This is a genomic window from Chryseobacterium arachidis (assembly GCF_900129245.1).
GTDB lineage: Bacteria > Bacteroidota > Bacteroidia > Flavobacteriales > Weeksellaceae > Chryseobacterium > Chryseobacterium arachidis.
In genome coordinates this window covers 15,814-38,871 of the sequence record NZ_FQUT01000008.1, presented here as the reverse complement: position 1 = coordinate 38,871, position 23,058 = coordinate 15,814, and the positions used below count along the sequence as shown (strand labels likewise).

19 protein-coding genes are annotated in these 23,058 nt (G+C 35.7%); 15 read left to right on the top strand and 4 right to left on the bottom strand.

Annotation, left to right across the window (positions count from 1 at the left end):
• Nucleotides 1-112: 112 nt before the first annotated feature.
• Nucleotides 113-412: a hypothetical protein gene (locus tag BUA89_RS14285; RefSeq protein WP_072959281.1), complete on the bottom strand. Its 300-nt coding sequence runs from the start codon at nucleotides 410-412 to the stop codon at nucleotides 113-115.
• Between the two features lie 531 nt (nucleotides 413-943).
• Between BUA89_RS14285 and BUA89_RS14280 the strand changes: the two genes are divergently transcribed.
• Nucleotides 944-2,308: a hypothetical protein gene (locus BUA89_RS14280; RefSeq protein ID WP_072959278.1), complete on the top strand. Its 1,365-nt coding sequence runs from the start codon at nucleotides 944-946 to the stop codon at nucleotides 2,306-2,308.
• A 116-nt stretch (nucleotides 2,309-2,424) separates the two neighbouring features.
• Here the strand turns inward: BUA89_RS14280 and BUA89_RS14275 are convergent, their stop codons facing one another.
• Complete coding sequence (locus BUA89_RS14275) at nucleotides 2,425-3,279, bottom strand: nucleoside phosphorylase (protein ID WP_072959274.1); 855 nt, start codon at nucleotides 3,277-3,279, stop codon at nucleotides 2,425-2,427.
• 15 nt (nucleotides 3,280-3,294) lie between these two features.
• Nucleotides 3,295-3,753 (bottom strand): hypothetical protein, encoded by a 459-nt coding sequence (locus BUA89_RS14270; protein WP_072959271.1) that lies wholly within the window; start codon nucleotides 3,751-3,753, stop codon nucleotides 3,295-3,297.
• A gap of 240 nt (nucleotides 3,754-3,993) precedes the next feature.
• Between BUA89_RS14270 and BUA89_RS14265 the strand changes: the two genes are divergently transcribed.
• The 9 genes from BUA89_RS14265 to BUA89_RS14225 all read left to right on the top strand — a co-directional run bounded on the left by BUA89_RS14265 (nucleotide 3,994) and on the right by BUA89_RS14225 (nucleotide 17,043).
• The gene (locus tag BUA89_RS14265; protein ID WP_072959268.1) at nucleotides 3,994-5,820 is read left to right on the top strand and encodes a cytochrome-c peroxidase; all 1,827 of its coding nucleotides are present in this window, start codon (nucleotides 3,994-3,996) and stop codon (nucleotides 5,818-5,820) included.
• Between the two features lie 254 nt (nucleotides 5,821-6,074).
• The gene (locus tag BUA89_RS14260; RefSeq protein WP_072959265.1) at nucleotides 6,075-6,920 is read left to right on the top strand and encodes a tetratricopeptide repeat protein; all 846 of its coding nucleotides are present in this window, start codon (nucleotides 6,075-6,077) and stop codon (nucleotides 6,918-6,920) included.
• Nucleotides 6,921-7,136: 216 nt separating this feature from the next.
• A complete protein-coding gene (locus BUA89_RS14255; RefSeq protein ID WP_072959261.1) occupies nucleotides 7,137-7,904 on the top strand; it encodes a hypothetical protein in 768 nt (255 codons plus the stop codon).
• A gap of 204 nt (nucleotides 7,905-8,108) precedes the next feature.
• On the top strand, nucleotides 8,109-8,780 hold the full coding sequence (locus BUA89_RS14250; protein ID WP_072959258.1) for a hypothetical protein: 672 nt from the start codon (nucleotides 8,109-8,111) through the stop codon (nucleotides 8,778-8,780).
• Between the two features lie 67 nt (nucleotides 8,781-8,847).
• Nucleotides 8,848-11,343 carry a PIG-L family deacetylase gene (locus tag BUA89_RS14245; RefSeq protein WP_072959255.1) on the top strand — a complete coding sequence of 832 codons (2,496 nt, stop codon included), beginning with the start codon at nucleotides 8,848-8,850 and terminating at the stop codon, nucleotides 11,341-11,343.
• Nucleotides 11,344-11,443: 100 nt separating this feature from the next.
• Entirely contained in the window at nucleotides 11,444-13,135 is a 1,692-nt protein-coding gene (locus tag BUA89_RS14240) for a sodium:solute symporter family protein (RefSeq protein WP_072959252.1), read from the top strand.
• Nucleotides 13,136-13,171: 36 nt separating this feature from the next.
• On the top strand, nucleotides 13,172-13,690 hold the full coding sequence (locus BUA89_RS14235) for a DUF2911 domain-containing protein (protein ID WP_072959248.1): 519 nt from the start codon (nucleotides 13,172-13,174) through the stop codon (nucleotides 13,688-13,690).
• A 249-nt stretch (nucleotides 13,691-13,939) separates the two neighbouring features.
• Nucleotides 13,940-16,084 carry a PhoX family protein gene (locus tag BUA89_RS14230; RefSeq protein WP_072959245.1) on the top strand — a complete coding sequence of 715 codons (2,145 nt, stop codon included), beginning with the start codon at nucleotides 13,940-13,942 and terminating at the stop codon, nucleotides 16,082-16,084.
• A gap of 59 nt (nucleotides 16,085-16,143) precedes the next feature.
• A complete protein-coding gene (locus tag BUA89_RS14225) occupies nucleotides 16,144-17,043 on the top strand; it encodes a leucine-rich repeat domain-containing protein (protein WP_072959242.1) in 900 nt (299 codons plus the stop codon).
• Between the two features lie 164 nt (nucleotides 17,044-17,207).
• Here BUA89_RS14225 and BUA89_RS14220 read toward each other — a convergent pair whose 3' ends face one another.
• Entirely contained in the window at nucleotides 17,208-17,531 is a 324-nt protein-coding gene (locus tag BUA89_RS14220) for a translation initiation factor (RefSeq protein WP_072959239.1), read from the bottom strand.
• A gap of 552 nt (nucleotides 17,532-18,083) precedes the next feature.
• On the opposite strand from BUA89_RS14220, the gene gpmI reads away from it, so the two are divergent.
• The 5 genes from gpmI (at nucleotide 18,084) to BUA89_RS14195 (ending at nucleotide 23,016) form a co-directional block, all read left to right on the top strand.
• Nucleotides 18,084-19,625 (top strand): 2,3-bisphosphoglycerate-independent phosphoglycerate mutase, encoded by a 1,542-nt coding sequence (gene gpmI, locus BUA89_RS14215; RefSeq protein ID WP_072959236.1) that lies wholly within the window; start codon nucleotides 18,084-18,086, stop codon nucleotides 19,623-19,625.
• A 140-nt stretch (nucleotides 19,626-19,765) separates the two neighbouring features.
• On the top strand, nucleotides 19,766-20,746 hold the full coding sequence (locus BUA89_RS14210; protein ID WP_072959231.1) for an acyl-ACP desaturase: 981 nt from the start codon (nucleotides 19,766-19,768) through the stop codon (nucleotides 20,744-20,746).
• Nucleotides 20,747-20,837: 91 nt separating this feature from the next.
• Nucleotides 20,838-21,269, top strand: coding sequence for a BT0820 family HAD-type phosphatase (locus BUA89_RS14205; RefSeq protein WP_072959227.1), 432 nt, complete (start codon nucleotides 20,838-20,840; stop codon nucleotides 21,267-21,269).
• 170 nt (nucleotides 21,270-21,439) lie between these two features.
• A complete protein-coding gene (gene map / locus BUA89_RS14200; RefSeq protein ID WP_072959224.1) occupies nucleotides 21,440-22,249 on the top strand; it encodes a type I methionyl aminopeptidase in 810 nt (269 codons plus the stop codon).
• The gene (locus BUA89_RS14195) at nucleotides 22,249-23,016 is read left to right on the top strand and encodes a class I SAM-dependent methyltransferase (protein WP_072959221.1); all 768 of its coding nucleotides are present in this window, start codon (nucleotides 22,249-22,251) and stop codon (nucleotides 23,014-23,016) included. Before map ends, BUA89_RS14195 begins: the two co-directional genes overlap by 1 nt.
• The last annotated feature ends 42 nt before the right edge of the window (nucleotides 23,017-23,058 follow it).

Below are 23,058 nucleotides of genomic sequence, written 5' to 3'. Positions count from 1 at the left end.
AATGTTTATTAATAGTACAAATGTAGGAATATTTGTGTTGATAACATAATAAAAAACGGAGCCTTACGTAAAAAGACTCCGTTTTCTTGAAAATATTTATATAACTGAAATTTTAATTGGTTTTCTTGTTCCATTCTGCTTTTGCATCTTCTGCCGCATCTTTGGTTTTTTCCCACGCATCATTTGCTTTATCTTTAATATCATCCCATGCATCGGAAACATTATTTTTCACTCTGTCGAACCAATCTTCCTGCTGTGCTTCCTCATCATTGGCTCTTTTTTCATTGATATAGTCTTTGGCTCTGTCTGCCAGTTCTTCGATTTTCCATTTCGTACTATCTGCTGCATTTTTTAAAGAGTTTTCCGTCTTGTTTACTGCATTTTCCGCTTTGTTGTACTCTGAATTGTTCATAATTTTAATATTTATAGTGTTCGTTGTAATGATTTAAACAAGAACCATTCCTAAAATTTCCGCTCATTGTTAAACTTTTCATAAAACTTTTCATTGCATGGATTTTTACAGTAAGAGTATAATATTAAAATAATTCCAACTTTATAGTTCATTACCATCATAAGAATTTTCTATTGCCTCGCGATTTTTTCGATCTTGAAAGGTGTTAAAATCCAGGGATTTAACATAATAATATGTTCAACAAGTAGTGATAAATTATATTTTATTCAATTTTTAGTGATTTTCATTGATAAAAGTAAAATTTTAATACACTTCATGAAGACTTAATATGTGGGTTTTAAGCAGTTTTAACCCTGTTTTGGTATAGAATTAATTCTATATTGAGCTTCATTAAACAGTGATTAAATAGATATTTTTTATTGTTTTATTCACTATTCTGTGTTAAATTATGAAATTTATAAAAAAATGGTTGATTTATTATAAATTTTATATATTTGCAACAGAAACTATTAACCATTTAATAATTCAGGTATGCAGAAAAAAACGAAACGTCAATTAGTAATTACAGCTTTATTATTTATTAATTTTAATTTTGCTTATTCACAAGTAGGGATAGGAACTCCAAATCCCGATTCTTCTGCAATGCTGGAAGTAAATTCTAAAAATAAAGGGGTGCTTTTACCAAGCATTTCGTTAAAATCATTAACCGACAATATTACAGTTCCGTCACCATCTACCGGATTGATCGTTTGGAACAACGGAACAGGAGGCTTAACAGAAACAGGGTTTTATTACTGGAATAACTCAAAATGGAATATCGTTTCTTCGGGTTCCGGAGCCGCAATAAATCCGAATGCTTCAGGATGGAATTTATCAGGAACAAACAGCGGAACCTATGCTGCTAACAATACTACATTAGCATTAGGTACCAATACTCTGGATGATTTGGTTTTTAAGGTAAATTCTAATGTGATGGGCCGATTAGGCGTATATAACTCCATAAGTTTTGGGGTAGGGGCAAATGCTTCTCAGAACGGTATTGCTTTGGGGACTTCAAGTACGGCTTATCAGGGAATTGCTATTGGTATAAATTCTAATGTTACACAAAACCAGTCGGTGGCTGTTGGTGAAAATACCAGTATTTCTGGTTTCAAGGCAACGGCGGTTGGTTTTAATGCCAAAGTTACGGTAAACGAAGCTACGGCAGTTGGTAACAATTCTACGGCATCAGGATTTCAGTCTACGGCAATTGGTTACAATGCCAAAACAACGAAAAACGAGTCTACAGCAATTGGAAACAATTCTCAGGCAGGAGGCTTCCAGTCGATTGCTCTTGGATACAATGCCAAAACAAATGCTAACAGCGAAACGGCTTTAGGATACAATACACAGACGAATAATGAAAACTCAACGGCGTTGGGATCAGGAGCAGTGGCAACAGGACAGAACTCCACAGCCATTGGTTATAATGCTTCAACTTCACAACCTAATGCCATTGTTTTAGGAGATAATAACGCAAGTGTGGGAATAGGTACAAGTACCCCAAATAATACTGCAAAATTGGATGTAAGCGGACAGTATAAGCTGGGAAGCAGAGGAACAGTAAATAAAAATCAGATAAGTTTTGAGGTATGGCCGAATGTTACGATCAATAACCTGCCTTCAGGAAAATCTGCGACAATGGATATTGCGATTCCCGCAGCATTGATTCCGGGTTCCACAAAAGCAACGATTGTTGTTACCCCAGCAGGAGATTTTGCAGGCAATTCTACATTTTCAATTTCCAATCCAAGGATGACGTCAACCTCAAATATTACAATTAATTTAACTAATATTTCAGGAACCCCGGAGAGTTTGAACTCATCTCATTTTTATGTTACAGTTAATGAATTTTAACAAACAATATATAACTTCAAATAAGTTTTCATGTCTTATGAAGTTTTTCTTTAATGGTTTATAAAAAAGGATTTCAGTCATGAAATCCTTTTATTTTATAATTTATTTAAGCATCTTTACTGAATAATCCTATCCAAAACCCATGTAATAAGGCTTTTTTCGGAAGCGTGATGGTCTGAAGAAAATTCTCCACGTCTTCTGTTGGCAATAACGTTGTTTACAGTAATAGCTTTATGGCCTAAAAGTTTAGATAAAGCATAAATCGCAGAGGTTTCCATCTCAAAATTGGTGACTCCAAGATCATTTAGCGTTTCCAGAAACTTGTCATCAACTGCCTTTAAACGAAGCTGTCTTCCTTGTGGAGCGTAAAATCCCGGGAAAGTTGCCGTATTTCCGTGATATTTTGCGTCTTTGTACAATTCTCCCAATTCTTCCGCCCAATCTGCAAAATACAACATCGGTTTTATTTTCGCATATGGAAATTTCTCTAAAAAGTTTTTCGAAAATTCGTTTTCAAAATCATAATCCTGATAAAAATGCATCAATCCGTCCAGACCGACTACATTCTGAGTCACCAGCATATTATCAACCTGAACTTCAGGGTTTACACTTCCGCAGGTTCCCATTCTGAATAATTGCAGTGCCGAATGTTCTTTTTTAAACTCCTTATTTTTAAGATCAATATTTACCAAAGCATCCAGCTCGTTCATCACGATATCAATGTTTTCTGTACCGATTCCGGTAGACATTACTGTGATTCTTTCTCCCCTTAAAGTTCCGGTATGAGTGTAAAACTCTCTTTTATTTTTTTTAACTTCAACTTTATCAAAATATTGAGAAACCTTTGGAACGCGGTCGGGATCGCCAACAAGGATGATCTTTTCTGCGATATCTTCAGGCAAAAGGTTAAGGTGGTAAACGCTTCCGTCCTCGTTCAGAACAAGTTCTGACGCTGCAAGTTTATTAAGCATAATATGTTTTTTTATTTATTTTATGAAAATGGCTTCTTTGTAAGGTGAGGCCATAAAGCCGTAGATAGAATCGTAATCGTCTACAATTCTCTTTTGTCCGTTCATGACTTCGTAAACGGTGAATGTTGTTTTTTCAAAATTTTTCGGATCTTTTCTTTGGGATGTGATTTCGTAGAAATGATCGTCCTTTTTCAGGACGGAAACCAGTTCTTCTTTGGTAGAATTATTAGTTTCCATCATCTTCGGAAAATCCATGACAACATCTTTCAGCTCTGCATATTTTTTATAAGGCTTTGTTTCTCCGTTGGAATATACATACACGTTTGGGATGTTTTTTCCCTTCGGAAGGCGTATCAGGTAATATTCATTGCCTTTTTTCTCTGCGTACACCGCCATTTCACTTTCAGATTTCTGTGCAAAAGCAGCCAGCGAAAAAGAACTTGCCACAAAAGCCAGCAGTATTTTTATTTTCATACTATTATTAAATTTTATGATGGATTTGCATCAATATTAAAAATTCCTCCCCAAATATCCTTCATCATTATTAAAGTAATCCGATATGGAAACCGGCCGGCTGCTAGTAATGAATTTGATTTTCGGGGTTTAAAATTAATAAAAAATACTTTAAATAAAATGTAAACATAATTTAATTCAAATTTAAAGTTGTGGTAACGTTGAATCCGCCTGCTATCAATAGTTTTGCGCAAAAAATTCATGAGATCTTATCCGTTACTTATTGTAATTCTTTTGATAGGTTTTGCAATAATGTCATTCAATCCGACGTACAAAGGTGTTGAAACCGAAAATTCTGTTGTCAATAAAGGATTAACTGATTTTAAATCAAAACTTGACCGGTTGAAATCCAATGCTTACGAATTTTCTGAGGATAGAATCTCTCTTGAACACCTGCAAAAATCATTAAAAGAAACCAGAAATTCATTCAAGGAAATTGAATTTTACGTTGCCTATCATTATCCTGAATTTACAAAAACTCACCTCAATGCAGCGCCTTTATTCCATATCGAAGCAGCCGGAACAACAGCATACACACTTCCTCCGGAAGGGTTACAGGTTTTGGATGAACTGATATTTTCTGACGAAGCAGCCGAACAAAAGGAAGAGATCAAAACAATTACCGATTTTTTATACAACAGCTTTGCAAGTTTTTATTTAAGCTCGGTTAAAAATGGCTTAAGCAAAGGAAATAATAAAACACTGCCATTAAGAATCGAACTGATTAGAATGTACAGTTTGGGTGTGACGGGTTTTGATACTCCCGGATCTTTAAATGTTTCTGATGAGGCAAGCCATGCTTTTTTAGGAATGAAAAGGTATATTAATGATGATCCTTACTTCAAAAACTATAATGTTGAGAAAGCAAATAAAATTTTAGCGGAAGGGATTGATTATTTGGCAAGAAATACTGATTTTGAAACATTTGACAGGATAGAATTTTACAAAAAATATATTCAGCCATTGTATGAAGAATTTGGAAATTGGGATGGAAGGAGTGATGATTTAAAAGAGTTTTCAGGCTGGAATGTCAATAATAAAAACCTTTTCAGTAGCGATTTTCTTAATCCTTATTTTTATACATTGTTAAAGAAAGAGGAAGACAATGCAGCCCTGAAACAATTGGGAAAAGAGATTTTCTATGATCAGAATTTAAGTGATAACGGAAAAATGAGCTGTGCGACCTGTCATTTACCCGAAAATGCTTTTACTGATTTAAAAACTAAATCTCAAAGCAATGTTGAAGGGAAAACCGTGCTAAGAAATTCTCCGTCTCTGTATAATGCTGTTTTTGCCAAAAGATTTTTCTATGATTTAAGAGCTTTTTATCTTGAACAGCAGGCAGAACACGTTATTTACAACGAAGATGAATTCAATACAAGTTATGAAAGCATCATCAAAAAATTAAAGACAAAACCTGAATACAAAAAGGCATTTAAAACTGCTTTTAAAGAGGGAAATATCAGCAAAGAAAACTTTTCTAAAGCCTTAAGTTCTTATGTCGCCTCGCTCTATTCTTACGAAAGTGATTTTGATAAATTTATGAGAAATGAAAAAGAAATTTCTTCGGATGCGAAGAAAGGATTTAATTTATTTATGGGGAAAGCCAATTGTGCTACCTGCCATTTTGCCCCGAACTTTTCAGGATTGGTTCCACCGTTTTTTAATGAAAATGAATCTGAAGTTTTAGGAATTACAACAAAACCCATCAGCCAAAAGCCTATGGAATTGGATGCAGATAAAGGAAGGATAAACAGCCCTGTGAAAAAAGAAAATTCGTGGATTTATGAAAATTCTTTCAAAACGGTAACGGTAAGAAATATTGCCTTAACAAAACCTTATTTCCACAACGGAGCTTTCAGGACATTAGAAGAAGTGATGGATTTTTATAACGAAGGCGGAGGAGAAGGTCTTGGCTTGAAAGTAAAAAATCAAACCTTAGCTCCGGATAAACTGAATTTAAATCAGACAGAAATTAAACAGATTATTGCGTTTCTGAATTCTTTAACGGATGTGAGCAGGAAATAGCTGACAGAGTTGTCTAATTGATCTCGTGAAATTTTTATAATTCTATATCATTTCAAGTCTACATTTTCATTTGGATGTAGGCTTTTTTGTTTATCGGCAAAAATTTATCTGTAAAGTTATTTTAAATGAGTATATTGCAACACTCATAAAAAAATATGACAATCGATTTCACCTGTAACTGCGGATCGTAGCGGATTTTCAGGACTAAAAAATAATACGATCAATAAAACTATTTACCTAAAAAACTAAAATTTATGAAGTACGTAATCATTGTTGCGGCAATTCTTGCTGTTATCATTATCTACACGGTAATTTCCAGCCGTAAAAGTCTTAAAAACGCTCCCGAAAAATTAATCAATGCCAGAAAATTGCAGGCTAACGGTGACTCCAATGCCGCTTTAAAAGAACTGAAGGAGGCTTTTGTTCTTCCATTTGGAGATAAAGTTACCCTCGAATACAGAACTCATGTATTAGGTGTTTTAGACCTTTTGACAGAGATTTTAAACGGTATGAATGTGACGAGTGATAAAATAACGTCTAAATTGTATAAACGACTGAATGAGGCTACAGGAAATATTGAGATTGAAGAGTATTTGCTAAAACCGATTAATGAATTTTTTGACAATACAGAATCAGATGAAAAATTAGCTGAATTTTTGAAAAAAGCAGCTATGTCGGGTGAGATTGGTGTGGTTTATTCTGAACAGGATTCCGGACCCAATATAAGTAACAGAACCAACGAATTTATCAACCGCGGAGGAAAATTTTTGATGAAAGGGGAGTATCAAAATGCGATTGATGTATATAATGAAGCGCTTACCCAAAGTTGGGATCAGCAGGATGAAGCTTTTCTGTACGATCAGTTGGCATCGTGTCATTTGATGAATAAAGATCTGGCTACAGCGGAAGCAAATTATCAGAAAAGCATTAGTATTGAACCTTATTTTACCAATGTGTGGAACTATTGCGACTTTTTAGTTTATAACAAGAGAAAAGCTGATGCTGAAACTCATTTGCCTCAGCTTGCTACATTAATCAAGACAAAATCTGATCAGAAAGATTACGACAGTTTATTCAAAAAATGGTATAGCCTGTCTTAAATATTTTAAAAATAATTGAAAGTCATATATATATTTATATGGCTTTTTTTATTGATTAATAATGATAAATGATTTCAATAAATTCAATATACTATATTAGCAGTGCCTTTTTCTGACGAAAAAATAACGTCCAAAAGTCTTTATTTAAAAATGATAACATGAATAATACGACATTCAATTCAACAAAAATACTCAACCTTAATAATAACAAAATCGATGGGTGATTGGAATACTTTACATCATTTTGATGACAAAAAATTCTATTCGAAAATTGTTCCCGATCTATTAGGTGAAGGACAGTTGCTGAGGAATTATTTCAATTCAAAATTTGGGAAATATATAGTCTATGATAACGACCAAGATGAAAGACGAATTAAAGATATTATTGAATTTAGTCAATCTTTAGATGATGAATTTAAGATACACGAAACTTTGCTCAATATTCAAAAGAGGGAAAAAAATGTAGATGTAGAATACAGTAGTTTTATACAAAAACGAAATAAAGACGAAGATGACTTTTATACAATAAATGGACAGGTAATTGAAGATTTTAACCTCATTTTGACCTTAATTATTTTCTCTGAATGCGCTGCATTTAATCCTCATCTCATTTTGGGACGAACTATATTTACAGGGTGTGTGAATGCAAAACAGGAATCTATTGCTGAATACATTATTTCCGACTTTACAAGTAATGATTTGGGCAGTATATTTTCAAATTATAATGGATTTATAAATTGGGTGACAAATGAAGATTTACAACTTTTATGGCTTGATAAGGAAAATCTGTACTCTGCCGGGGAAGACGCAGATAAATATTTTTCAGATTTCTATAAATTCATAGAAATTGCCATTGAAAACGATTTAGGGGTAATTTCCGGAAAAAATATGAATGAAGGGTTTTTGAAATTGATACAATCGCCTTTGTCGGTCAAAATAGATGTAAAAGAACTTGGATTAGAAAATGTAATAAACTATGGATAACAATCATTTCTGCTAAAAGGAATGTGTAATCCAAAAAATTAAAAGACGGATCGAATAAAAAAGTCTTTTTTAAGAATGAATTAAAAATTAAATCAATTGTCTATATTTAGAAAGTAAATAAGTGTACTGAACGATTTACTATTATTAAATAAAAGGCTGTGTTTGCATTCTGAACTCTGCCTGTAAACAAACATAAAAAAGACGATGCCGATAAACCAAATACCTCCTGATGGAGGCATGTTATACAAAGAAACAGATATGGCTCAGTTTTTCCCTGAGCCGTTAAACGCGATAACTGCTGTATTTTTTTTAGCCTTAGCCATTTTCTGGACGATTAAAATAAAAGGTAATTTTAAAGAATATCCTTTTTTAGCCTACTGCTTAGTTTTATTGTATATTGGAGCTATTGGTGGAACTATTTATCATTCATTCAGACAATGGCCGGTATTTATCATGATGGATTGGCTTCCCATCATGTTGCTCTGCTTGTCCGCCGGATTTTATTTTGTAGCGCAAAGCACCAGATGGTATTTTGCTGTGTTAATGGTTTTCGGATATCTACTGCTCATGTTTGCTTTAAGAAACTGGATTTTGATTGATAATACTTCTCTTTTCATCAATGTAAATTATGCCATCATGGCTTCATTTGTACTATTTTCGGTACTAAGATATTTGATTTATACCCAATGGAAAGCCGGAAAATGGGTAGGTTTTGCTTTATTATCATTTGTTTTTGCATTAACTTTTCGCATTGCGGATAAATGGGAGTGGTTAGGCTTCGGTACACACTTTCTATGGCATACTTTTGGAGCAGTAGCAACATTTTGTATGTTCAATTATATCAATCTTACGCGGAATACAATTAGAAAAACATAACTGATTTCTTTTAAGATCGAAATAAAACCGATTTACTTATATTTGCCATGCAACAAAGCAAATTCATATGTTCAAAAAAGTAAGCACTGTATTCATCCTTGGATTGTATACCGTTTTTTCGGCGCAACAAATTCGGCCTTCAAAATCATCTGAAATTTACCGCGAACTCAAAACCCTTAAACATCTGCCTAAAGTTTTATATCTTGCGGCTCATCCCGATGATGAAAATACAGGATTGCTCTCATGGTTAATCAACGACCAAAATGTAGAAACAGGGTATTTGTCTTTAACCAGAGGTGATGGTGGTCAGAATTTATTAGGAACAGAACAAGGCGCTGCATTGGGTTTAATCAGAACACATGAGCTTTTAGAAGCAAGAAAGTTAGATGGCGCACAACAGTTTTTTACCCGAGCGATTGATTTCGGGTTCTCTAAAAATACAACCGATACCTTTAAACAGTGGGATGCAGACAATATTACAGCAGATGTCGTTTGGGTAATCCGTCAATTCCGTCCGGATGTGATCATTTGTCGTTTTCCGCCTACTGCTGCGGCAGGCCACGGACAACATGCGGCTTCGGCTGTTGTGGCAGAAAAAGCCTTCAAGCTTGCAGGCGACAAAACTGCCTTTCCAGAACAGCTGAAATATGTTAATGTATGGCAACCCAAACGCGTATTGTGGAATACGTTCCGATTTGGGAACAATAATACGACCGCTGAAAATCAACTGAAAATTACGGTTGGACAATATGATGCGCAACTCGGAATGGGCTATGGTGAGTTGGCAGGGTTAAGCAGAAGTTTACATAAAAGCCAAGGTGCAGGAACACAGTCTGTAGCCGGAATCAAAACTGAATATTTTTCTCACGTTGCTGGTGAACCTGCAAAAACAACGCTTTTTGATGGAATATCTAAAACCTGGACTTCACAAGGAAACACTGATATTGACCAGTCATTAGATAAAATTATTTCCGCTTTCAATTTCAATCATCCTGATCTTTGCTTGCCTGCTTTGCTAGATTTGCGAAAAAAAGTTTTAGCATCAAAAGATTCAGATTTAAAAAAAGATAAAATTAAATCTCTTGATCATATTATTTTAAGCTGTGTCGGTTTTATGGGTGAGGTCTTTACTAATCAAGCGGAGGCTGTTGCTGGTGATAATTATAATTTCAGATTAAATTTAATTTCAAGAGCTGCAAACCCTGTCGTTTTGGAAAATGTAAAATGGTTAAATCAGTCAGAAAACTTTAACAGAGAACTATCAAAAGATTCTTTAATTACCATTCAGCATGATATTCAGATTCCTGCTGATGCAGCTCTTACAGAACCTTACTGGTTGGCAAAACCAGCTGTGAACGCGGCCACTTTCTCTGTTCCTAATGATACTTTAGTCGGTTTACCCGAGGCAGAATCACCACTGAATGTTTTGATTGATTTAAAAATTGGTTCGGAGAAGTTTCAGGTTAAACTTCCTTTATCGTTCAAGAAATTAGATCCGGTGCGTGGTGATGTGGTTGAAGCTTTGCGAATCGTTCCTGCATTGGAAATAAAATTTACACAACCACTTTATTTAGTCAAAGAAAATGAAGATTTACATTTGAGTTTAAATTTTAAGGTTAATTCAAATAAACAGTTTAATAATGGAAAAGTAAATTTGTTATATAATGGAGAACGATTAGGCGGTGGTGATTTAAAATCAATCAATGGAAAAGATGTTACCGTTGATTATGTCATTCCAAAAGCCAAGCTTGCTTCAATAAAATCAAATCAGTTGCAATTGGATGCCAATTTTGTTGCGGATGGAATCACGTATAACAAAAAACAGGTACTAATTCAATATCCTCATTTACCTTCTTTACAATATTTTACACCTGCGACGGTTGCTGTGATGAAAGGTGATATTCAAACGAAAGTTAAAAAAGTAGGTTATGTACAAGGTGCAGGAGATTTCATTCCCGAGTTTTTACGTATTGCAGGAATTCAGGTAGATGTTCTGAAAGACGAAGATTTTTATGGTAATTTAGATGAATCTGGCGGAAGTCAAAATAAACTTTCACAATATGATGCGATTGTTCTTGGTGTTCGTGCCAATAACACAGAGAAAAAATTGGGTCGTTGGATGCCATTTTTATGGTCTTATGTAAAAGGCGGAGGAAATTTGGTGATGCAATATAACACCAATCAGGATACAACGGTTGACCAATTGGGAATATACAATTTTACGATTGCCAATAAGCGTATTACCGAAGAAAATGCTGAGGTTAAATTTTTAAATCCAAATCATAAATTACTGAACTATCCAAACAAAATTACTGCGGATGATTTCAAAGGCTGGGTACAGGAGCGTGGAGCGTATTTCCCAGACAAATGGAACGCAGCGTATGAACCTCTTTTTGAAATGCACGACACGGGTGAAGAACCTTTGCAGGGATCAACTCTATATGCCAAATATGGAAAGGGTAATTTTATTTATACACCATTGGCATTTTTCAGACAGTTACCTGCGGGAAATGTGGGTGCGGCACGATTATTTTTAAACTTCTTATCTGCACAAAAAAACTAATGAACAAGAAACTTAAAAATTGGAATATTTGGTATCTGCTTTTGGGATGTGCATTAGTAGCTCAGATCGTATTTTATTATTGGTTTACTAAATTCTGGGCATGAGTACGATAGATTGGACAGTTCTTATTTTTACACTGGTAGCAGTGGTCGTTTACGGCGTATTCATCGGTCGTGGACAAAAAAGCAACGAATCTTACCTGAAAGCAGACAACAAAATGCCGTGGTACATTGTGTTGATCGGTATTATGGCAACCCAGGCAAGTGCGATTACTTTTCTTTCAGCTCCGGGACAGGCTTATACAGACGGAATGCGTTTCGTGCAATACTATTTTGGTTTGCCTTTGGCGATGATTGTGATCTGTATCACTTTCATCCCGATTTTTCAACGGTTGAATGTTTATACGGCTTATGAATATTTAGAAAACCGTTTCGATAAAAAAACAAGGGTATTGACTTCACTTCTTTTTCTTTTTTCCAGGGGCTTATCGACAGGAATCAGTATTTACGCTCCGAGTATCATCTTGTCAAGTGTTTTAAACTGGAATATTTATTTAACCAATGTTTTAACAGGTGGTATTCTGTTGATCTACACCTATGTTGGCGGCGCAAAAGCAATCGCTCACACTCAAAAATTGCAATTTCTGATTATTTTGGGAACAATGGCTTTTGCAGGTTATCTGTTAATTGAAAATATGCCAAATGGAATTGGTTTTAATGATGCGCTTTATCTGGCAGGAAAATCAGGAAAGCTTAATGTTATCACCACAGAATTCAATTGGAAAGATAAATATAATATTTGGAGCGGATTAATTGGAGGTTTCTTTCTGGCACTTTCATATTTTGGGACAGATCAAAGTCAGGTTGGGAGGTATATTACTGCGAAAGACAATACCAATGCTAAAATGGGTTTGCTGTTGAACGGATTGGTGAAAATTCCGATGCAGTTTGCTATTCTTTTGATTGGGGCTTTGCTTTTTGCTTTCTTTTCTTTGAAACCGGCTCCGATTTATTTTAATGAAAGATCTTATCAGAATTTAAAGGAAAAACAACCTGAACAGGCTGCGGTTTTTGAAAAAGAGCATCAGGATTTACAAATAAAATTTAATGCAGAATCGAAAGAAATTTTAAAGTTGAAAGAAACTCAATCTCCTCAACTTCAAAAAACAATTCAGGATTTTAAAAATACACAAACCGAAGTAAAAGCGCTTCACGGCAGGGTAGAAGAAGCAATAAATAAATCAAATTTTAATGCAGAGAAAACGGATACGAATTATATTTTCCTGTATTTCGTGAAAAGTACTTTGCCTGTAGGGATGATCGGTTTGCTATTTGCTGTCATTTTTCTGGCGAGCTGGGGTTCCATTTCGGCAGCGCTGAATTCTCTTGCTGCATGCTCATTGAAAGATGTTCATTTACTATTTAAAAAAGAAATTCCTGATGATAAAACCGAATTGATGTATAGCCGCCTACACACTTTAGCGTGGGGGATTTTCTCAATTGGTGTGGCGATGTTTGCGACTCAAATGGGTTCGCTTATTGAAGCGGTGAATGTATTGGGTTCGTTTTTCTACGGGCCGATATTGGGGATTTTTCTGGTGGCATTTTATTATAAAAAAATCACAGGTCCGAATGTGTTTATGGCCGCCATTTTATCAGAAATTGCAGTGATTGCCGTTTATCAGTTCGATATCGTCTCTTTCCTGTGGCTAAATGTGATCGGGGCGGCGGCAGTCATTATATTTTCTGCAATAGGGTTGCTGTTTTATAAGCCGAAAGCTGTAAATTCGTAAGCGAATAATAATTAAAACAAACAAATTAAAAATAATATGAAAGCAATGATTAAATCAGCTACTATGGTTTTTGCTGCAATGACGATTTCAGTGAATGCTTTTGCTCAGGAAGCTAAAAAACCTGCCAGCCCTCCGGCTACTGCTACGGGAAAAATTAAAGATGCCAATATCACTATAGCTTATAACAGCCCTTCTGTTAAGGACCGTAAAATCTGGGGCGATTTAGTCCCTTATGATAAAGTGTGGCGTGCAGGTGCCAATGAAGCTACTACCTTCGAAACGGATAAAGACATTACCGTTCAGGGTAAAAAACTTCCTAAAGGTAAATACAGCTTTTTCTTGATCCCTAAAGAATCTGGAACATGGACAGCAATTTTTAATAAAGAATCAAAACAATGGGGTGCTTATAAATACCAGGAAGCACAAGATGCCTTACGTGTTGATGTAAAAACAAAGTCTTTACCGACAAAACAAGAATCGTTAATTTATAAAGTAAATAATAATGGCTTCACCATGGATTGGGATAAGATCTCGGTTCCTGTAGAGGTAAAATAAATTGAAATAGAAGAAAAAAATCCCGAATTAACGGGATTTTTCTGTTTTTAACATACACCCCTTAATAATTTATCTATTAAAATTCTATCAAAAACTTTTTAATATTTTTTTAATTTAACATAAAATTAATCTAATTAACATTCGGTTTTCTATTAATTAATATTGACTAAGATTTATTTAAAATCCTATTAACAGGGCCTTCACAGTAATCTGATAGTTTTGCATCGTCTAATAAATCGAAAATTTATAATGAAAAGAAAACTACTTACAGTTGCAGCTCTTGCAATGGTCACGGGTTCGTTATTAAACGCTCAGACTTTTATTTTCAACAAGAATTCTTCTTGGAAGTATAACGACAATAATACCGCTCTGGCGGCACAATGGAAGGATGCTACTTATGATGTTACCACATGGTCACAAGGAAACGGACCTCTTGGCTACGGTGACCCGGTGACAACTACTACGGCTACGGGTCTTGTAACAGCTTATTTTGCTAAAGACTTTACAGTAAACTTAAACGATCTTTCTACAACGATGGAATTAGGCGTTATGAGAGACGATGGTATCGTTGTTTATCTTAACGGAGAAGAAGTTGTAAGAGACAATATGCCTGCGGGATCCATTGATTTCAATACTTGGTCAAGTACTACAATCGATGGAGCGGCAGAAAGTGTTTATAATGTTTTTTCAATCCCAAAATCTAAATTCGTAAACGGAAACAACAGAATTTCTATCGAATTGCACAACAGAGGAGCTTCAAGTTCGGACTTAAGAATCGATGCATATCTTAAAACTACTTCAACGGTAACGCCGGTTCCTTGCAACGCCAATCATATCAGCTGCTTTACTTCTATCGTACCAACTGCTCAGACGGGTAAATTAATCATTCCTACAGAACATAAATATCAGTTGATCCTTAAAGAAGGAGATAACTATACTGAAGGCGGAGGTTTAGTAGGTGGACAAAACGACTTTACAGCATATGTTGCTAAAAATTCAAGCAGCACAGACGGATATCTTTCTGTAAACCATGAGACAAACCCTGGAGGTGTTACCATGGCGGAAGTTAATTATAACGCTACAACAAAACTTTGGCAACTGACGAGATCAAGAGCGGTAAGCTTCTCGGCTCCGAGCTTGGTTCAGACCATCAGAAACTGTTCAGGAGGTATTACACCTTGGGGAACGGTAGTTACGGCTGAAGAATCTGTAACGTCAAATGATGTGAATGCAGACGGAATGAAAGATTACGGTTGGTTGGTAGAAATCAATCCTGCAACAGCTGAGGTAATCTCTCAAAACGCAGATGGATCTAAAGGAAAGCTTTGGCAGATGGGTATTATGAATCACGAAAACGTTGTGATCAATAATGCGGGAACTACAGCTTATTATGGCGAAGACGGCGGAACGCACATGGTTTACAAATATGTGATGGATACCCCGAATAACCTTTCGTCTGGAAATCTTTATGTATTAAAATTAGATCAGGGATTAAGCAATGGAGATCCTGTGGCAACGACTGCAACCTGGATTCAGGTTCCTAATAAAACAAAAGCTGACCAAAATAATACTACAGCCTTGGCTCAATCTTTGGGTGGTACTTCTTTTAACGGAATCGAAGATGTTGATATCAGTCCGCTTGATGGAAAAATTTATTTTACAGCAAAAGGTTTGAATAAAGTTTATCGATTACAGGATAACGGAACTACGGCTTCAAACGTCGAAACTTTCGTAGGAGGTCTTACAACAAACTATTCATTTGAGACCTCTCAGGGAACAAAAACTGAAGCTTGGGGAGATGGAAATGATAATCTTACTTTCGATGAGCTTGGTAACCTTTGGGTTCTTCAGGATGGTGGTAAAAATTACATTTGGGTAATTGCTCCGGATCACACTCAGGCAAATCCAAAGGTGAGATTATTCGCCTCTATGCCTGCAGGATCTGAGCCAACTGGTCTTACCTTTACCCCGGATCACAAATTCGGATTCTTTTCTATTCAGCATCCTGATTCTACAATTTCCACCGACATTGATGCAACAGGAAATACAATTGATTACAGAGGAAAGTCTGCAACGATCGTAGTAGCTCTTAAAAATAATTTAGGTACAACAGGAACATTGGGAACTATTGAAACTCATGCTGAAAATACCGTAACAGTTGCACCAAACCCGACTTCAGGATTGGTAAAGATCAATTCTCCAAAAGGATTGAAAAACATCATGGTAACGGCTTACAGCATCGACGGTAAAATCGTTTTCAACCAGAAATACTCTGGAACAAACAAATCTCTGGATTTGGATTTTACGAAACAGCTTGAGGCTTCAAGAGTATTGGTTTTAAATATCGAAGCGGAAGGAGGATTCCAGCAAACGGTAAAGCTATTAAAAAAATAAACTATTAATATTTACACTACTGCCGGTAATACTTGTGTTGCCGGTAGTTTTTTATTTTTATGAAAAAGCTATTTTTTTCTATTTCATTATTAATTCTTTCGCAGGCAAAAGCCCAGATCGATCCGGTGAAATATCCTACATATACCAACGTTGATGATGCTCTGAAAAGCGGAAAAACCGTCTACAGCATGAGTTTCAGAGGAAAAAAAATGTTTAATCTCCCCAAGGAAATTCAAAAATTAAATTCTATTTTCTTTCTGAATTTAATGGAAAATAAGCTGGAAAAAATGGATGAGTCAATTTTTGCATTAAAAGAATTGACGATTTTAAATATCAACGAAAACAGCATTAAATATATTCCCGACGAAATTGCGGAACTTCAGAAACTGGAAAGTTTTTCAATAAATTTAAATAGCTTAACAAGCGTTAATCCAAACTTGGCAAAACTAAAGAAATTAAAGGTAATTCATCTTGATGCCAACAACCTGAACGTTTTTCCAGATGCTTTATTACAGATTCCGACGTTGGAGGAAATTAATTTGCAGGGAAATCAGATTAGTTTTATCGCCAAAGATCTGGATCAGATTAAAAATTTAAGATCATTAAATCTTTCAGCCAATCAGATTAACGATTTGGGAAACTTAGAATTTCCTAAACAGTTAAAATACTTGGAACTGCAGCAAAATTCCATTGCAGCACTTCCTGAAAAGCTTTTTCATTTGAAAAGTCTTGAATTTTTAAATGCAAGCCAGAACAATATCAGAGAAATCTCGTCCAAAGTAAGAGGTTTGAAAAATGTAGTCAGCATCAATTTAGCCAATAATAATTTAAAAGATCTTCCAGCCGAATTTTCACAACTGAAGAATCTTAAAACATTAATATTAACGGGCAATCCCATGGAAAGATCAACCATTGAAAGATTAAAAACAATCATGCCGCAGACACAGATTTATTTTTAAAATTAAAAATATTATAATACAAGATCCGCAAGGCTTCCGTTATCACTTGCTGAGCGAAGTGCCTTTGCGGCCGAAAAATATTTTCGTTTAATTAAAAAACTTTGTGACCTTAACGTTTAAAATATTAGAGATTTAATTAAAACAAGGTTTATTCAATATAAAAACTATCCGCCAACTCTCTTAGTTTTATACCCCATTTCTTTAAGGATATCCATAATCTTATCACGATTATCCCCTTGAATGATAATCGTCCCATCCTTTTCTGAACCGCCGATTCCCAAGGTGGTTTTTATTTTTTTTGAGATTTTCTTAAGTTCTTCCTCGCTGCCTTCCCAGCCTTCAACAATCGTTACCGGTTTTCCGTTTCTGCCTTTTTTCTCAAACTTGCATACCAAAGGTTCTTTCTGCTTGAACTGTTCTTCAGGCATCTCAAAATCCTGCTCTTCATGATCAGGAAAAAGGTTTTTCAGTTGATCTCTTAAATCCATAAAGCAAAATTAATAAAATATTTGAGGTTGAAGAAATAGTTCACCTGGTTTAAAGGCTGGAAGTTGGAAGATGGGTGATGGAAGTTTATAATGATACCATTTTTAAGTTTTAAAAGTCTGTATAAAATTTAGAGCCGAAGACCTCATACAAATTTGTGTGAGTTTTGGAAATTTTAGGATTATCTTTCAGTTTTTAGCCGGAGTTTCCAGGTCTTGAATTTTTATTTTTTGTTTCAAGACAAAAGAAAATGAAGAATTTAAACAAAAAGTTTGTTTAAACTAATTTTAAATTTAACCACAAAAGTCACAAAAGATATTCTTCCAGCTATTATTTATTAGATAATAAAGGCTCTCAAAAGGATAAAAATCAAAGATTTTTTTAAAACTTATGTGCTCTTTTCGTCAGTTTAATGATAAACTTTAAACACATTATCTAAATCTTTTGTGTCTTTTGTGGTTAATAAAAATTTTAAACTTGTTTAAAATTTAAGTCCGCCAATTCTTCCATTCATTTCAAATTAAATAAATTTGTAGTATAAAAGTTTATACATAATGTCGAAAAAAGCAATACTAGCGATCCTTGACGGATGGGGATTGGGAATGAATCCGGACGTTTCAGCAATTGATAAAGCAAACACACCATTTATAGATAACTGCCTTAAAAATTTTCCGCATACAACACTGGAAGCAAGTGGTTTAGCTGTGGGATTGCCTGCCGGACAGATGGGAAATTCCGAAGTGGGACATATGAACTTGGGAGCAGGAAGAGTAGTGTATCAAAATCTGGTTAAGCTGAATATGGCGGTTGAAAACGGTTCATTAGGCCAGCAGAAGGTCATTCAGGATGCGTTTGAATATGCTAAAAAAGAAAACAAAAAAGTACATTTCATCGGTTTGGTTTCAAACGGTGGGGTACACTCCCATATCAATCATTTGAAAGGTCTTTTAACGGCAGCCCATGAATTTGGGTTGGAAGAGAACGTCTTTGTTCATGCTTTTACAGATGGCCGTGACTGCGATCCGCATTCAGGAAAAGGTTTTATCGAAGAACTTCAAAACCACATGGAGACAACCGTCGGAAAACTGGCAACCATTGTCGGAAGATACTATGCAATGGACAGAGATAAAAGATGGGAGCGTGTAAAACTGGCTTACGATGCAATGGTGGAAGGGGTTGGCGAACAATCTACAGACGCTTTGCTTTCGATCCAGAGATCTTATGATAATAATGTAACGGACGAATTTATTAAGCCTATCATTATGATCGATTCTACACAGATTGGAAATGTGGTTCCTGTTGCAAAGATTACGGATCATGATGTCGTAATCTGCTTCAATTTCCGTACAGACAGAGGTAGAGAGATTACGGAAGTGCTTTCCCAGCATGATAATCCTGAGTATTTCATGAGAAAATTGCCGTTGTATTATGTTACTTTAACGAATTACGATAAAACTTTCCAGAATGTACACGTTGTTTTTGATGAAGAGGTATTGCACGAAACGATGGGCGAAATTCTAGAAAGAAATCATAAAACACAGATCAGAATTGCCGAAACTGAAAAATATCCTCACGTTACGTTTTTCTTTTCAGGTGGAAGAGAAGCAGAATTTGTGGGAGAAAGAAGATTGCTTTGTCCGAGCCCGAAAGATGTGCCTACTTACGATTTAAAGCCTGAAATGTCTGCTTACGATATCACAAACGCAATCGTTCCTGAATTGCAAAACGGAACAGCAGATTTTGTTTGTTTAAATTTTGCCAATACAGATATGGTGGGACATACGGGCGTTTTTTCAGCGGCAGTAAAGGCGGCAGAAGTTGTTGACAGCTGTATCGAAAAAGTGGCAACAACGGCCTACGAAAACGGCTATGCAGTTTTCATCCTTGCAGACCATGGAAATTCTGATGTCATGATCAATGCAGACGGAACACCGAATACACAGCATTCAACGAATCTTGTTCCGTTTATTGTGATGGATAAAGATCGTACATGGAATCTTAAACCCGGAAAATTAGGAGACGTAGCTCCGACAATTCTTAAAGTAATGGGAGTGGATGCGCCCGAAGTAATGACAGGAGATATCTTAGTGAGCTAAGATGAAATACTATTAAATGAAAATTGCCGTTATAACTTTAATGACGGCAATTTTTTATGATTTATGTCAGGCATACTTATTGCTATGCCTTAAATAATAAAATAATCATATCTTTGCAAATTATAATCTAAATTCTAAAAATGTATCAAAAGCTCGTAAGGAAAGAAGTAATGGGAATTTTAGAAAAGGAAGTCGGTTCTTTTCTGGATAAGTTTTTAACACCAATCGAGAAAATATGGCAACCTTCTGATTATCTTCCGGATCCTTCAAGTGCTGATTTTAAGTATGATTTAGAAGAAATTCAGACTTTCGCACGTGAAATGCCTTACGATTTATTTGTAACATTAATCGGTGACTGTATTACAGAAGAAGCTTTACCGTCTTACGAATCCTGGCTGATGGGAGTAGATGGAGTAGACCAGGAGCAGAAAGAAATAGGCTGGGCAAACTGGGTAAGAGCGTGGACCGCTGAAGAAAACAGACACGGAGACCTTTTAGGAAAATACCTTTATCTGTGTGGGAGGGTGAATATGAGAGAGATGGAAGTCACTACTCAATATTTAATTAATGATGGTTTCGACTTGGGAACAAGTATGGATCCTTACAGAAACTTCGTTTACACAAGTTTTCAGGAAACGGCGACCAATATTTCTCACAGAAGAGTAGGGACATTGGCAAAACAAACCGGAAACGGAAAATTAGCAAAAATGTGTGGGGTAATTGCGGCAGATGAAGCAAGACACGCAAAAGCATACAAGTATTTCGTAGCAAGAATTTTAGAAATAGATCCTTCGGAAATGATCCTGGCGTTTGAAGATATGATGCGTAAAAAGATCGTGATGCCGGCTCACATGATGAGACAGTCGGGGCAAAAAGCGGGTGAGCTTTGGGGGCATTTCTCGGATGCGGCGCAAAGATGCATGGTGTATACAGGTCAGGATTATATTAATATTATGAAAGATCTGTTGGATGAGTGGAAAATAGAGCACGTAAAAGGCTTGAATGAAAAAGCTGAAAAAGCGCAGGAATATTTAATGAAACTTCCTGCAAGACTTCAGAAAATTACGGACAGAATTTCTACTCCGGATCTGCAGTTTCAGTTCAATTGGGTAAAAAGCTAATTCTATATTGGTTTTAATATAAAAAGTAAGAGTGTTAAGTATTTTAGCACTCTTTTATTTTTGTATCTTTGCATTTCAAAAAATATTCAATATGATGAATAACAAAAAAATTGCTGTAGACTTCGACGGAACTATTGTTGATGATGCTTATCCGGCAATTGGCAAAACCAAAACGTTTGCTTTTGAAACATTAAGAAAACTTCAGGCAGAAGGGTACCGATTGATTCTTTGGACGTACAGACACGGAAAAACGTTGGATGAAGCTGTAGAATTCTGCAAAAGTAACGGGATTGAATTTTATGCTGTTAATTCAAGTTTTGAAGGAGAGGTTTTTGATTCAGAAAATCAATCAAGAAAGCTGGATGCAGACTGGTTCATTGATGATAGAAATCTTGGAGGATTTCCGGGCTGGGGCGAGATCTACAATATTATTCAGGAAAGAATAGAATTCCGTGTTGAAGGTAAAGAAGTTTTAGCCTATTCGAAACTTAAAAAAGAAAAGAAAAAAGGACTTTTCTGGTAGATTTTATTAGAAATTAGAAGCTGGATTTTAGAAATTAGTTTTGAAAATTTTGCTTTTAATTTAAAGTTTATCAGGATAATATAGATCATTAGAAGTTTAAATAGAATTCAAAATATTTATAAAATTGTAAGTCTAACTTCTAACATCTACTATCTAACATCTATACAAAAATGATTCAATTAAAAACAATAGACGAACTTCGTCTGATGAAGCAGAGTGCTCAGTTGGTTTCTAGGACATTGGGAATGTTGGCAAAAGAGATCAAACCTGGGATTACCACTTTGTATTTAGATAAATTAGCGCACGATTTTATCAAAGATCATGGCGCTGAACCTGCATTTTTAGGATACGGAGGTTTCCCGTATTCTTTGTGTATTTCACCGAACGAACAGGTTGTTCACGGTTTTCCAAGCAAGGAAGAGATCAAAGAAGGTGATGTACTTTCGGTAGATTGCGGAGCAGTTCTAAATGGTTTCGTAGGAGATCATGCCTATACTTTTGAAATTGGAGAAGTAAGCCCTGAAACCAAAAAACTCCTTAAAGTAGCAAAAGAATCTCTTTATAAAGGAATTGCACAGTGCATCAGGGGAAAGAGAATCGGAGATATTTCTTATGCCATCCAGAGCCACTGCGAGAAAGAAGGATACGGAGTGGTAAAAGAGCTTGTAGGACATGGTGTGGGAAGACAGATGCATGAAGATCCGCAGGTTCCGAACTACGGAAGACAGGGCAGCGGAAAGGTGATTAAAGACGGATTAACCATCGCCATCGAGCCGATGATCAACCTTGGAACTGAAAAAGTGAAGTTCCATAATGACGGCTGGACGGTAACTACTTTGGATAATAAACCTTCGGCGCACTTCGAGCACGATGTAGCGGTAATCAACGGAAAACCGGTATTGCTGTCTACCTTCCAGTACATTTATGATGCATTGGGAATTGTAAATGATGAAGAAAAAGCGTTCCAATTGGATTTTTAATGAAAAAAGTAACGAAGCTTTTACTAAATAAAATCCCGCGTCCACTGCTTATTAAAATGAGCATCTGGGCACGACCGCTTATTTATCAGTTTTTCAAAGGTGACAAATTTCAGGATCCTATTGACGGTAAATATTATCGGAAGTTTCTTCCTTACGGATACGGAAGCCAGCGTGAAAATGCCTTGTCTCCCGGAACTTTAAGTTTGGAAAGACACCGCCAGATGTGGCTGTATCTTCAGAATGAGACCGATTTTTTTATTAAAAACTATAAGGTTTTACATATTGCTCCGGAACAGGAATTTTTAAGGAAATTCAAGAGAATGAGGAATCTGGATTATATTTCAGCCGATTTATTTTCTCCGATTGTAGATGTAAAAGCGGATATTCTGGATCTTCCTTTTGCGGATGAAAGTTTTGATATCGTGTTTTGCAACCACGTTTTGGAACATATTGAGGACGATGCAAAGGCGATGAGTGAATTGTACAGAGTTTTAAGGCCTGGAGGATGGGGAATTCTACAGGTTCCGATGAAAAATTCTTTGGAAAAAACGTATGAGGATTTCACGATTAAAGATCCGAAAGAACGTCAGAAACATTTCGGGCAGTACGATCACGTTCGCTGGTACGGAATGGATTATTTTGATCGCCTGAAAAAAGCAGGTTTTGAAACGGATATCAATTTCTACTCTCAGACCTTTCCAGAAGAAGAAATTAAAAAATACGGGTTAAGAGTGAATGAAATTCTTCCTGTAGTCTATAAAAAATAACAAACGTCTCCAAATTTGGAGACGTTTGTTATTTATTTAAGT

What these genes read in the sequence shown, in the direction of transcription:
- BUA89_RS14285 (WP_072959281.1), bottom strand. Translation starts at nt 412, where the DNA reads ATGAACAATTCAGAGTACAACAAAGCGGAAAATGCAGTAAACAAGACG.
- BUA89_RS14280 (WP_072959278.1), top strand. Translation starts at nt 944, where the DNA reads ATGCAGAAAAAAACGAAACGTCAATTAGTAATTACAGCTTTATTATTT.
- BUA89_RS14275 (WP_072959274.1), bottom strand. Translation starts at nt 3,279, where the DNA reads ATGCTTAATAAACTTGCAGCGTCAGAACTTGTTCTGAACGAGGACGGA.
- BUA89_RS14270 (WP_072959271.1), bottom strand. Translation starts at nt 3,753, where the DNA reads ATGAAAATAAAAATACTGCTGGCTTTTGTGGCAAGTTCTTTTTCGCTG.
- BUA89_RS14265 (WP_072959268.1), top strand. Translation starts at nt 3,994, where the DNA reads ATGAGATCTTATCCGTTACTTATTGTAATTCTTTTGATAGGTTTTGCA.
- BUA89_RS14260 (WP_072959265.1), top strand. Translation starts at nt 6,075, where the DNA reads ATGAAGTACGTAATCATTGTTGCGGCAATTCTTGCTGTTATCATTATC.
- BUA89_RS14255 (WP_072959261.1), top strand. Translation starts at nt 7,137, where the DNA reads ATGGGTGATTGGAATACTTTACATCATTTTGATGACAAAAAATTCTAT.
- BUA89_RS14250 (WP_072959258.1), top strand. Translation starts at nt 8,109, where the DNA reads ATGCCGATAAACCAAATACCTCCTGATGGAGGCATGTTATACAAAGAA.
- BUA89_RS14245 (WP_072959255.1), top strand. Translation starts at nt 8,848, where the DNA reads ATGTTCAAAAAAGTAAGCACTGTATTCATCCTTGGATTGTATACCGTT.
- BUA89_RS14240 (WP_072959252.1), top strand. Translation starts at nt 11,444, where the DNA reads ATGAGTACGATAGATTGGACAGTTCTTATTTTTACACTGGTAGCAGTG.
- BUA89_RS14235 (WP_072959248.1), top strand. Translation starts at nt 13,172, where the DNA reads ATGAAAGCAATGATTAAATCAGCTACTATGGTTTTTGCTGCAATGACG.
- BUA89_RS14230 (WP_072959245.1), top strand. Translation starts at nt 13,940, where the DNA reads ATGAAAAGAAAACTACTTACAGTTGCAGCTCTTGCAATGGTCACGGGT.
- BUA89_RS14225 (WP_072959242.1), top strand. Translation starts at nt 16,144, where the DNA reads ATGAAAAAGCTATTTTTTTCTATTTCATTATTAATTCTTTCGCAGGCA.
- BUA89_RS14220 (WP_072959239.1), bottom strand. Translation starts at nt 17,531, where the DNA reads ATGGATTTAAGAGATCAACTGAAAAACCTTTTTCCTGATCATGAAGAG.
- gpmI (WP_072959236.1), top strand. Translation starts at nt 18,084, where the DNA reads ATGTCGAAAAAAGCAATACTAGCGATCCTTGACGGATGGGGATTGGGA.
- BUA89_RS14210 (WP_072959231.1), top strand. Translation starts at nt 19,766, where the DNA reads ATGTATCAAAAGCTCGTAAGGAAAGAAGTAATGGGAATTTTAGAAAAG.
- BUA89_RS14205 (WP_072959227.1), top strand. Translation starts at nt 20,838, where the DNA reads ATGATGAATAACAAAAAAATTGCTGTAGACTTCGACGGAACTATTGTT.
- map (WP_072959224.1), top strand. Translation starts at nt 21,440, where the DNA reads ATGATTCAATTAAAAACAATAGACGAACTTCGTCTGATGAAGCAGAGT.
- BUA89_RS14195 (WP_072959221.1), top strand. Translation starts at nt 22,249, where the DNA reads ATGAAAAAAGTAACGAAGCTTTTACTAAATAAAATCCCGCGTCCACTG.